8 protein-coding genes are annotated in these 12,888 nt (G+C 38.4%); 6 read left to right on the forward strand and 2 right to left on the reverse strand.

Annotated elements, in window-relative coordinates; all coding sequences use genetic code 11:
- Position 1 precedes the first annotated feature (1 nt).
- Complete coding sequence (deoD, locus tag V6S17_RS05285; protein ID WP_029092570.1) at positions 2 to 709, forward strand: purine-nucleoside phosphorylase; 708 nt, start codon at positions 2 to 4, stop codon at positions 707 to 709.
- 303 nt (positions 710 to 1,012) lie between these two features.
- Here deoD and V6S17_RS05290 read toward each other — a convergent pair whose 3' ends face one another.
- Both V6S17_RS05290 and V6S17_RS05295 read right to left on the reverse strand, forming a co-directional pair.
- Positions 1,013 to 1,648, reverse strand: a complete 636-nt coding sequence (locus V6S17_RS05290; RefSeq protein ID WP_036027749.1) for an ABC transporter ATP-binding protein — start codon at positions 1,646 to 1,648, stop codon at positions 1,013 to 1,015.
- Positions 1,645 to 3,738, reverse strand: a complete 2,094-nt coding sequence (locus V6S17_RS05295) for a bacteriocin-associated integral membrane family protein (protein ID WP_029092569.1) — start codon at positions 3,736 to 3,738, stop codon at positions 1,645 to 1,647. The genes V6S17_RS05290 and V6S17_RS05295 overlap by 4 nt, the downstream gene beginning before the upstream one ends.
- Before the next feature lie 1,020 nt (positions 3,739 to 4,758).
- Between V6S17_RS05295 and kdpA the strand changes: the two genes are divergently transcribed.
- The 5 genes from kdpA to V6S17_RS05320 are packed head-to-tail and all read left to right on the forward strand — an operon-like array spanning position 4,759 to position 12,483.
- Positions 4,759 to 6,441, forward strand: coding sequence for a potassium-transporting ATPase subunit KdpA (gene kdpA / locus V6S17_RS05300; RefSeq protein WP_029092567.1), 1,683 nt, complete (start codon positions 4,759 to 4,761; stop codon positions 6,439 to 6,441).
- 12 nt (positions 6,442 to 6,453) lie between these two features.
- Positions 6,454 to 8,505: a potassium-transporting ATPase subunit KdpB gene (gene kdpB / locus V6S17_RS05305; protein ID WP_029092566.1), complete on the forward strand. Its 2,052-nt coding sequence runs from the start codon at positions 6,454 to 6,456 to the stop codon at positions 8,503 to 8,505.
- Positions 8,506 to 8,519: 14 nt separating this feature from the next.
- On the forward strand, positions 8,520 to 9,095 hold the full coding sequence (kdpC, locus tag V6S17_RS05310) for a potassium-transporting ATPase subunit KdpC (protein ID WP_029092565.1): 576 nt from the start codon (positions 8,520 to 8,522) through the stop codon (positions 9,093 to 9,095).
- 16 nt (positions 9,096 to 9,111) lie between these two features.
- Complete coding sequence (locus V6S17_RS05315) at positions 9,112 to 11,796, forward strand: sensor histidine kinase (RefSeq protein ID WP_029092564.1); 2,685 nt, start codon at positions 9,112 to 9,114, stop codon at positions 11,794 to 11,796.
- On the forward strand, positions 11,797 to 12,483 hold the full coding sequence (locus V6S17_RS05320; RefSeq protein ID WP_029092563.1) for a response regulator: 687 nt from the start codon (positions 11,797 to 11,799) through the stop codon (positions 12,481 to 12,483).
- Positions 12,484 to 12,888: the final 405 nt, after the last annotated feature.

Genomic DNA, 12,888 nt, shown 5'->3' on the forward strand with positions numbered 1-12,888 from the left:
AATGAGTATTCATATCGAAGCAAAAAAAGGTGAAATAGCAGAAACAATTTTATTACCGGGAGATCCATTACGAGCAAAATATATCGCGGATACATTTTTAGAGGACGTTGTTCAATATAATGCAGTCCGTAATATGTTTGGTTATACAGGAACTTATAAAGGTAAACGCATCTCTGTTCAAGGAACAGGTATGGGGATTCCTTCGATTTCAATCTATGCTAATGAGTTAATGATGGAATATGGCGTTAAAAATCTAATTCGTGTCGGTACAATGGGTGCTTTATCAACAGACGTACATGTACGTGATGTTGTTATTGCACAAGCTGCTTCAACAGACGCACAAATTAACCGTAACACATTCTCACATGGTGTTGACTATACGCCAATCGCAGACTTTGACTTGTTACACACTGCTTATCAAAAAGCGACGGAAGCAGGTTTAAGTGTTCGTGTAGGTAATGTTTTTTCAGCAGATCGTTTTTATAATCAACAATTGGATAAACAACAATTAGCTGATTATGGTGTGTTAGGTATTGAAATGGAAGCTGCAGCTTTATATACATTAGCAGCACAATACAAATGCCGCGCGTTAGCTATATTAACAGTTAGCGATCATATCTTCTTAGATGAAGATACAACAGCTGAAGAACGTCAAACAACATTCGTTGATATGATGAAAATTGCTTTGGATACAGCAATCGAATTTTAAATAGAAGCAACAGAAAAAAGCAGCCTATTTGTGGCTGCTTTTTTTGGTTCTATATTTTAGGGTATTAGTGAGCTGTCAGTGAAGCCAATTTTTTTGCGAAATAATGAGAGACATTTTCAAATATTCTATAAAGTTGTTTGTGACATATTTATAAGTGGACTTGAACAGGTCCTTTACTACTTCTAGTAATATCTTAAATTCATCTGGAATTATAGATGGAGATATTTCTTTTTCAAAAGAGGTTCGTTAAAACAAATGGTTAAGAAGCAAATTTACATAGATAACCATATGTTGTTAGTACTCTTAAATCGTGATGATGCTGTCGTAATAGTCATCAAAATGATTGTCATGTGTCACCATAATAATTGTACAACCAGAAGCATTAATCTTTTTTAAGAGCATCATTATGGCTGTCGCGTTTTCATTATCAAGCGCAGCCACTGGTTCATCGGCAAAGAGTAAGCGTGGTTGGCGAAGTAAGCAGCGGGCAATCGCAACGCGTTGTTGTTCGCCACCACTTAAACGAAAAATTGATTCAGTTAACAGGGTAGCATCTAAATTAACGGCAATTAAGGCTGCTTTACAACGTATTTGAATTTCTTTTTTTGATAATTTTTCATACTTAAGCGCAATATTTAAATTGTCGCGTACCGTTTCATTTTCCATCAATCCGAAATTTTGTACGATAAAACTAATTTCTCTACGGTACAAGCGACTTTTTTTATACCACTGTAAGCGTGTGACATCCTTTTCATCGAAGTAGATTTTACCATTACTAGCAGGTTCAATCAGCGCTAAACAATTGAGTAAGGTTGTTTTACCAGAGCCGCTTTTTCCCTTAATTGCAACAAATTCCCCTGCTGAAATCGTTAAATTAAGCTGTTCAAACAGATAATTGTCATCAAATTGTTTAGTGAGTTTGTCCATCGTTACTTTCATAAGAGACTTCCTTTCAATAACTTGTATTTAATGCGATATAAACACACATAAAGGATTGTAAATTCGATAAAGCCGATTAGTGTAAAGAGGCCTGTGTTCACCGAACGTTGCGTAATAATTAAATTGTAAGCCGTTAATAGCAACCAAGGGCTACAACCGATCAAGAAAAGCAAGCAGTAGATACGAGTAATTGGATAACCTGCTTGTAGAAGTACCTGTGCTTTTTGGATGTTTAACAACAGATAATTGTGTATAAAAGATAACGTTAACAGCAAGTATAAACTCAGCGTGATAATAATAATGGTGAGAAATAAAGAAATTACTAAATTATGATCAGTGAAGCGCTCTTTCAAAAAAATTTGAGCCGGGATAATTTCGGGATAAGTTTTTTGTAACTGATTTTTTTCAACAATGTTTTTAATAGCGCTCATTGATGTTTGAGTGTTCCCGATAAAAAATGTATCTGCGCGACCACTAATACTATCAGCATAGGCTGATAAATTCTTATCGACATTATTTTGTGTTAATACCTTTATGAGTGGATTTTTAAGCGGACGTTGATGGGGTAAGAGAGTGAGCAGGGCTTGGTTATCGCGTATCTCAATGTAGCGGAATTTAACTTTTTGCGGCGTTGCTTTTAAACCGAAATTTTTTCCAACTTCATTATTTTGAAAATTATGTTCTTTTTCAATATAGGATTTAATTTCCGGTAATAAAGCATAGTAAGTTGTCGGAACAAGTGTAATTAATGTTTTTTCATGGTTGTTAATTTTAATTTCAGTGCCATTAATATCATATAGGGGATTTAACTTCAAGTAATCAGGCGAAATCAACAGAACATTATTTTCAAATTTTTCATGTCCAGGATTATACTCATCATCTAATAATTTATGTTCGGTATCATCCTCAAGTCGAAATAGTAACATCCCATGATTGTAGTAGTCATTGAATAAGTGGTTGGTACGTACTAAATTATCTAATTGAGCGTTATCATCCGTGGAGGACACGTCGGATAGTAAAGGTAAATAAAAGCGATGTTCAACTGCTTTGAGTGCGCGTTGCGTTTGTGCTTGTTCGACAATGAAATAATAGATTTTTTGGCCGCTGAACTGAAGTGTAAATAGTAAAAAGATACTTAAAATGATTTTGACAGCGAGTAAGAGGACGACGAGTTTTTTTTGTGGCGATTCGCCTTTTGATGAGCGTGAGTTGAGGGGATAAAAAATTAGAAAACTGGCGATTAATAAATAAGTCAGTAATAACACGGTTAAACCAAGTAATGTCGCAAATATGGCGATGTTAAAAGCAGGTTTAATAGCGTTTATAAAGTAATAGTAGCTTGCGAGACTGAAAGTAATCAATGGAATCATCAATGCATAAGGCAATTGGCGTTTGATAATGTCACTCAGTAACGTAATATGGCGATAACCGACCATAAGTTTAATGCTGTTTTGGCGATATTTAATATAATAATCGCTGACAATGATGAACATTAAAATCCCGCTTGTGATGAAGATACTAAGAAAAATTATTATTTTAGAAAAGAGCACTTGTGGATGAGATACCTCGGATTGCTTATCTAGTGCGATGTTAACGCCCGTTTTATTTGAGAGGTCTTTTATTATTACAGAAATATGAGGCGATTGTTTACTTAACTGAATAACGTAATTGCCACTTTTTAGTTCCGTATTCTTTAGGGAGGTGAGAGGGGAAAGGAGTAGTTGATTGAATTCTGAATAGACATGTTTTTTATTTGTGTACTGTTCATTACCGAAGGGTTTCAAATCGAGGCCAGCAGTGATTTTTTGTTTATGATGGTTTAACTGGGCGTATACCATCAGTTGATTCGTTATTGAACTTACTGATTCTTTGTAGATATTAAAATGATAGGTTTGACTGCTTGTTATCATTTTTGCTGTCCAATCGTTAGCAGTTTGAACATCTGCGTCATCAGCTACTGTGACGGTATAGGCACTTTCTTTTTTGATAGCGTTATATGTTTGGAATTGGTGTGTTGTTAAAAAAAGTTTTGTGGAAAAAAATAATAACAAGGCGATCGTGAAAAAACTTAAAATAAAAGCCTTTTTCATACGTAACACACCTTTCAGAGGTTATCGAGTAGCCAATACGAATTATTTGAAGAATAGCTCCAATACCAAGGCGTTTTAGCTGTTGCTGTGATTTTTGGATTTTTCCAATCAGAGCGTATACTCTTGCTATTCATCATCGAAGTTGTTCGATGTTGTTTCTTATTGTGGTCATATTCGCTTTTTTGCCTAGCTTGCCCCCAAATTGACCATTGCACCATGTACCTGAAAGTGTCGCCACCCACCTTAACGATTTTTCGAGTTAATGAATGGTTACTGCTACTATTTTTTCTGTCGTATAAGCTTGCCCAGTTTCACTTGTAGCATAGGCGGTTGTTGCGAGAGAAGTTGCGATAAAGATGACTACGATGAGGATGATTTATTTTTTTATTTATTTGAAATCCTCCTTTTCTTATGATTGTGTCAAGTATACAGTAAATAGAATCTGAGTACAATGTAAAGGGAATTAAGTGTCGATAAAAGCTTTTTTGGAACTGAAAAAGATAGAGGGAAGGAACTCTCAAGGCATTAACATAAGGTTTGGTACTCTCAAGGCGTTAACATAAGGATTGGTACTCAATTTCTTGAAGGATAGGTACTCTCAAGGCGTTAACATAAGGATTGGTACTCAATTGCTATCACAATTTCCGTCCCATACTGTTCTCGTAAGCGGATAAATCCGCTACGATAGTAGCAATTCGCAACGATAAGAGCAGAGGATTGGTACTCAATTGCTATCGCAATTTCCGTCCCATACTGTCTTTGTAAGCTCATAAATTCGCACAATGTCAGCACCCATACTACTCTCGTAAGCGGATAAATCCGCTACGATAGTAGCAGTCTTAACGTTTTCTTAACACGGGGGGCTATTTTCTTAACACTATCTTTCGTTTTTCAGCGTTAAACTAAATTTATCTTAAACAAGGGAGTTGCAATGATGACTGCTATTATTTTAATTGCTGGCATACTAGGATTATGCCTCTTCATTTATTTACTAATTATATTGTTTTGGGGGGATAAAGCATGATGACCATCGTGATGAGTTATTTATTATTTTTTATTGTGTTGCTTGCGCTTGGTATTCCGCTTGGTTTTTATATCTATCGTGTGATGACAGGTCAAAAAGTTTTTATGACACGAATAATAGCACCAGTCGAGGGGTGGATTTATCGGTTTATCGGTAAACCAGCAAAACAGGAGATGACTGCTAAAAAATATATTGGCTCAATTGTTGCTTTTAGTTTGTTTAGTTTTTTAGCTATTTTCTTACTGATGTTGTTTCAAGGTGTTTTACCATTAAATCCAGCGGGGCTAAAAGGGACTTCGATTGGGTTAGCGTTTAACACTGCGATTAGCTTTGTAACAAATACAAACTGGCAGGCTTATTCAGGAGAAACAACCTTATCGCCACTGACACAAAGTTTAGCACTCACCGTGCAAAACTTCGCTTCAGCTGCCGTCGGAATTGCCGTGCTTTTTATTTTATTACGTGGTTTTGTAGCAGAGGGAAAACGTAAACTTGGTAATTTTTGGCAAGATATCACACGAATCACACTCTATCTTTTGATTCCTGTCTCATTTGTGATTGCCATCCTTTTAATGTCACAGGGTGTGGTGCAAACTTTCCAAGCAACAACGACCATTACAGAACTTGAATCAGGTCTAAAAGCAGTTATTCCGTTAGGTTTAGCTGCGAGTCAAATTGCGATTAAACAATTGGGTACAAACGGGGGAGGCTATTTTGGAGCTAACTCAGCGATGCCTTTTGAAAACCCAACGGTATTCAGTAACTTTGTAGAAAACATCGCGATACTGTTGATTCCAGTTGCTTTGATTATGGCATTTGGTTTATTCGTTAAAAATCGTAAACAAGGTCGCACGATCTTTATCGTATCGTTTGTATTGCTTATTTTAGCGCTTATCGGTGTTACTCTCAGTGAACACCTGAATGGACCTGTTTTTGATGCTGTCGCACACAGTGGCAGTATGGAGGGGAAAGAAGCACGATTCGGTATTGGTTGGTCGAGCTTGTGGGCAGTGAGTACCACAGCAGCATCAAACGGTTCCATTAACGCCATGCTAGATAGCTTCACACCTTTGGGTGGTTTGATTCCGATGTTCTTAATGCAACTTGGTGAAATTGTCTTTGGTGGAGCCGGCAGCGGTTTATATGGCATGATTGCTTTCGTATTACTTACCGTTTTTATTGCAGGATTACTAGTGGGTCGTACACCGGAGTATCTTGGTAAAAAAATTGAACCTGCAAATATGAAAATGGTTTGTTTGGTCATATTGACACCACCATTATTAGTCTTGATAGGATCAATGAGTTATGTGTTGATGTCTCAACCCATGCTAGGTTTGGTGAACACAGGTCCTCATGCTTTTTCAGAGGTACTGTATGCTTTTAGCTCGTTAGCGAACAATAACGGGAGTGCGTTTGCTGGTTTAGCAGCGGATACGCCTTTTATGAATAGTGTCGGTGGCATCATTATGTTGTTGGTGCGCTTTATTCCAATGTTTGCGATTGTTGTACTGGCACATCAATTAGGCCAAAAAAAATGTGTTGCAAGTACAGATGGAACATTATCAACAACCGATGGTACCTTCACTGGGATGTTACTGGGTGTTATTTTATTAATTGGTGCACTCAGCTTTTTACCCGCATTGGCTTTAGGACCATTAGCGGATTACTTTATGAGATAGGAGCAATCACAAATGACTGAATCTAAACAAGGCATCTTTAAAGATGCATTCAAACAATCATTTTATAAATTATCACCCCGTTTACAAGTGAAAAATCCCGTGATGTTCGTGGTTTATTTGGGAGCTTTGGTCACTAGTGGGTTATATGTTTTAGCTTTTTTCGGTATCCAAGACAGTTCGCCTGCTTTTACGCTCAGTATCGCTGTGATTTTATGGCTAACCCTCTTGTTTGGTAACTTTGCGGAGGCAATGGCGGAAGGGCGTGGCCGTGCGCAAGCAGAGAGTTTAAAAAGTGCCCGACAAGAAGTAATCGCTAAAAAAATGACAGATATTACCAATAAAGCGCAACTCGTCGATATCTCATCAGCACTTTTGAAACGTGGCGATATGGTATACGTCGTGGCAGGTGAACAAATTCCGATGGACGGTGATGTGATTGAAGGGGCAGCATCAGTTGATGAAAGTGCCATTACAGGTGAATCAGCCCCAGTCATTCGTGAATCGGGTGGCGATCGTAGCGCTGTTACAGGTGGTACAACGGTTGTATCGGATTACTTAGTCATTCGCGTTACAGCTGAGGAAGGTGAAAGCTTTTTAGATAAAATGATTGCGATGGTAGAAGGGGCTGCCCGTAAGAAAACACCTAATGAAATTTCACTTCAAATACTATTAGTGACCTTAACGCTGATCTTTTTAGTGGTATGTGCATCTTTGTTACCGTTCACCCAGTTTGCGACAGTTGCATCTGGCAAAGGTGACGCTTTATCACTCACCGTGATTGTGGCATTGCTCGTTTGTTTGGCGCCTACTACCATTGGTGCACTGTTATCTTCAATTGGAATTGCCGGTATGAGTCGTTTAAATCAAGCAAATGTGATGGCGATGAGCGGTCGTGCGATTGAAGCTGCTGGAGACGTTGATATTTTAATGCTGGATAAAACAGGGACTATCACATTGGGAAATCGCCAAGCAAGTGAATTTTTACCTGTTCCTGGTGTCACTGAAGAAGAACTAGCTGATGCGGCTCAACTTTCTTCATTAGCAGATGAAACGCCAGAAGGTCGTAGTATAGTTGTATTAGCAAAAGAACGGTTTGCGATACGTGGCCGTGATTTATCGGATAATCAAGCTGTTTTTATTGATTTTTCGGCTAAAACACGTATGAGTGGAATAGATTATCAAGGGGATGAAATTCGTAAAGGTGCCGCTGATACAGTAAAACAATTTGTGAGTGCCGCAGGTTATGATTATCCTGTAGCATGTGAAACGATTGTTAGTCAGATTGCAAACTTAGGGGGAACACCACTTGTTGTTGTTAAAAACAAACGCGTTCTCGGTGTTGTTTATTTAAAAGATATTGTAAAAAAAGGTGTAAAAGAACGTTTTAATGATATGCGTACAATGGGCATTAAAACCATTATGATTACGGGGGATAATCCGATGACTGCTGCGGCTATTGCTGCTGAAGCAGGAGTAGATGACTTTTTAGCAGAAGCGACACCCGAAGCAAAACTGGAACTGATTCGCGAATATCAACAAAAAGGTCATTTGGTAGCGATGACTGGTGATGGTACGAACGATGCACCAGCATTAGCGCAAGCTGATGTAGCAGTCGCTATGAATACCGGAACACAGGCAGCAAAAGAAGCCGGCAACATGATTGATCTTGATTCAAGTCCAACAAAATTGATTGAAATCGTTCGTATCGGAAAACAATTGTTGATGACACGTGGGGCATTAACTACGTTTAGTATCGCCAACGATGTTGCAAAATATTTTGCGATTATTCCGGTGTTATTCTATAGTATTTATCCACAATTGAACGCATTGAATATCATGCATCTCAGCTCACCAACAAGCGCGATTTTAGCAGCAATTATTTACAATGCTTTGATTATTATTGCGTTAATTCCGTTGTCTTTAAAAGGTGTGAAATATAAAGAATTACCCGCTAGTAAGTTGTTACAACACAATTTATTTGTATACGGTTTAGGTGGTTTGATTACACCATTTATTGCAATCAAAGTGATTGATCTTATTATTACAGCCTGCGGTTGGGCATAGGAGGAGAGAGAAGAATGAAAATAATCAAAGAGATTATGATGCCAGGTTTGAAAATGCTCCTTGTCTGGACGGTAATTTGTGGCGTGATGTATACTTTATTATTGACGGGTATTGGTCAACTTTTTTTTCCGAGCCAAGCTAATGGTAGTCTCGTCAGTGCTAAAAGTGAAACAGGTGAAAAAGTCGTGGGTTCAACACTTATTGGTCAAGCTTTCACAGCTAATTATTATTTATGGAGTCGTCCTGATACAGGCGAAGCAGCAAGCCAACTGGCTCCAAATAGTGCAAAAGAAAAAGCACGTGTTGCCGAACGTGTAGCAAAAATCAAAGCAGCTGACCCAGCTAATAAAGCAGCAATTCCAATGGAATTAGTCACAGCTTCTGCTAGTGGGGTTGACCCTGATATTTCAACAGCGACGGCTGCTTATCAAGTCAAACGAATTGCCGAAGCACGCCATTTATCTGTTGCTAAAGTTGAGAAAATAATTCAAAACAATACAAGTGGCGTTAAATTTGATAAAATGGGAACAAAGCTTGTACATGTTCTGCCAGTCAATCTCGCACTTGATCAATTGGCACCCATGAAATAAAGGAGTGAAGGACATGATTGAAGACGAACGTCCAAATCCAGATGCAATACTTAAACAAGTCACACAACAGAACCGCCAAAAGACCGGAAAACTCCGTGTCTTTTTTGGCTATGCTGCAGGAGTGGGTAAAACATATGCAATGTTACGTGATGCGCATGAACAGCTGTTACAAGGGAAAAAGATTATGGCAGGTTATATTGAACCGCATGTTCGCCCTGAAACGCTTGCTCTTCTAGAAGGAATTCCAACAATACCAGTGAAACAAATGTCGTACAAAAAGATGACGTTAAGTGAATTTGATTTGGATGAGGCATTACGATTAAAGCCAGATATTGTACTCGTAGACGAGTTGGCACATACAAATGTTATTGGCTCACGCAATAAAAAACGTTACCAAGATATTGATGAATTATTACATGCGGGTATTGATGTCTACACGACTGTCAATGTACAGCATATCGAAAGTCTGAATGATGTTGTTGAAAGCATCACACACGTACAAGTTGTTGAAACAGTGCCCGATACATTTTTAGACCAAGCCTATCTAAGATTAATTGATATTGAACCGGAAGAATTATTAGAACGTTTACGAGCTGGGAAGATTTATCGCCCCCTTCAAGCTAAGAAAGCGATGCAACATTTTTTCGCCCTCGAGAATTTGAAACTTTTGCGTGAAATTGCTGTGCGCCGTGCTGCTGATCACATCGGAATGACGAATCCAATTGAGGAAGTTTCTGTCCGAGTAAAATTACTCACTTATTTAGACGAGGAACATATTCAAGGGACCGAAAAATGCTTGCGTTGGACCGCGCGATTAGCTGCGGCTTTTCGCTCAGAATGGACGTTATTAGTCATTGAAAACGAAGAGGATGAACACGATGATTTGATGAGAGAGCAACGCTTCAAAGTTATGAAGCTCGCTCAAAGTCTAGGTGCGGATATTGTGACATTAAGCGGTCATGATACCCTTGATACGCTCACTCATTATGCTAAAATGACGGGTGTAACAGATATTATAATCGCCAAACAACGGAATCATTCACACGTCCACCGTTTATTTAAACAAGAGCTTGAGGATGATATAATTCAACGATTACCACAGGTGGATTTGCATATTATACCCTACCATGACAAAAGGGAAGGGCAAAAAAGAAACCGTCTCAACCATATAAATTTTATACAACGCCATTTTTCAGCGGCTGACTTTATAAAGATGCTCTTTTATATCTTAGTTGCAACGTTACTATCAAAAATTGTTTTATTAATGCATAGTGGCGATCAAAACGTTATTATTGTGTATTTGTTTTTTATTCTTATTATCTCCCGTGTCACACATGGTTATTTTTATGGTGCACTCGCTTCCGTTATTTCCGTTTTATTGTTCAACTGGTTATTTGTTGATCCACTCTACTCTTTAACAGTTTATAAGCCAGGCTATCCTGTGACTATGGTAATCATGTTATTAGTCGCACTGTTTACGAGTAACATGATGATCCGGGTGAAGAGTCAAGCGAAAGAAGCCGTGCGTAAGGAACATCGTATGACAATCCTTTATGAATTGAATCAGCAGTTACTCGCGAGCCAAAGTTTAGCAGGAATGATGGCCATTGCTAATACGAAGGTGATGGAAACGATGGGACGCAGTGTAATTTTCTATAGCGGCCTACCTGAAGGGAAAAGTGATCGGAAACTGTCGGTCTATCGTGGTGATCCAACAGCTGCAGCTTTAACAACACCAGAAGAAGAAGCGGTCGCTCACTGGGTTTATCTTAACCAAAAATTTGCTGGATCAGGCACGGATACTTTGAATGGTGCCGCGGGGTATTATTTCCCAGTTGTGTCGCAGGGGCGTAGCTTAGCCGTTATTGGTCTCCGGGTTAATCCGGAACGGCCTTTGCACCGTGAAAATTTGAACTTTTTGAAACTGCTAACCTCACAATTATCATTAGCCTTAGAACGACATCGTTTAATGATTGAACAGCAACAAACAGTGATTGAAAATGAAAAAGAAAAAATGCGTGGGAATCTTCTGCGCGCGATATCACACGATTTACGAACACCACTCACAGGCATCTTAGGCGCCAGTTCTGCCATTATTGAAAATCATGAAAAGTTTTCAGCAGAACTAACCTTGAATTTAGTAAAAGATATCAAAGAAGATTCGGAATGGTTGATTCGGATGGTCGAGAATTTGTTATCCGTGACGCGCATTGATGAAGGTACAATGAAAGTAAAAAAAATACCGGAAGCCATCGAAGAAATAGTGGGTGCAGCCGTGCGACGTATTCGTAAACGATTCAAAGAAACCGATTTAACGGTGCGTGTTCCTGAGGAATTATTATTGGTACCAATGGATGGGACTTTAATTGAACAAGTGTTAATCAATCTTATTGAAAATGCCATTAAGCATGCGGAAAGCACAGCGATTTCAGTGATTGTTAAACAGCGTAAGCAACGCGTGATCTTTGAAGTGAGCGATAATGGCAAAGGATTGCCAACACAAAGATTAGAAACGCTGTTTCGCCCTTTTAATAATGAACAACATTCAGAAATCCCCGTTGATGCAACACGAGGAATGGGGATTGGTTTATCAATTTGTCAAACAATTGTTGCTGCGCATGGTGGTACGATTGAAGCGTGTAATAAAACACAAGGTGGTGCAGTTTTCCGCTTTACGTTGCCAATAAAGGAAGGTGATTAAATGGATACAACAATACTTGTAATTGAAGACGATAGTGCCATCTCTAACTTTATGCGTGCCATTCTAGAAGGCAATGAATATACCGTGCATAATGCGGAAACGGGTAAACATGGTATTACGTTATGTGCGACGTTAGCACCTGATATTGTGATACTGGATTTGGGTTTGCCTGATATGGATGGGTTAGATGTGTTAGCAACAATCAGAGGTTGGTCAGAAGTGCCTGTTCTTATCGTTTCTGCTCGCGGAAATGAAATCGAAAAAGTCGCTGCATTGGACGCGGGTGCCGATGATTATATCACAAAGCCCTTTGGGACATCAGAGCTATTAGCTCGTATTAGGGCAGCGCTGAGGCATGCTCAACCACAAGGCGTCACCGAAAGTAAATATGTCACTGGTGAGCTTGTCATTGACGTTGCCAACTTTCAAGTAGCACTTGCTGGAAAAGCGTTACATTTAACACCGATTGAATTTAAAATATTAAAATTACTCGCACAAAATATGGGGAAAGTACTGACACATGATTACATCACTAAAGCCATATGGGGACAATACACAACTGAAAATCAAGCGTTGCGCGTTAATATGTCTAATATCCGTCGTAAAATTGAGCTTAACCCAGCAGAACCGATTTACATTGTAACTGAAGTCGGTATCGGTTACCGTATGATATTAATCGGTGAGTAGTTACAGCTTTTAATAAAAAATAAAGGGTTACACCAAAGAAATGATAACACTCGAAAATGAATGTGTTTTATGGCATTGATTGAGTGCATTTCTTTGGTGTTTTTTAAATTCATAGAAAATAAAGTTTTTATAAGCATATAATTTAATAAAACAGTTATAACAGTTTATTGAAATAGTTATTTAAGATTAAAAATGTATTGTTTTTTTAGTTAAAAAGTAACTTTTGTATTTTTGACACAAACAAATAAGTTTGATAATATAGGTTTTATAACTAGTTAAACGTGAATAAGAGTTTGGGATGAAGAAGAAAAAGTGGTTAAGAAAAGTTATAATCATTTTAATGCTGGCATTGATTACTGCCCCCGAAGTAGTTTCTGCTGGGAGTTATTCTCAAAGTTTTTCAAG

The organism is Brochothrix thermosphacta DSM 20171 = FSL F6-1036 (assembly GCF_036884295.1).
Classification (GTDB): domain Bacteria; phylum Bacillota; class Bacilli; order Lactobacillales; family Listeriaceae; genus Brochothrix; species Brochothrix thermosphacta.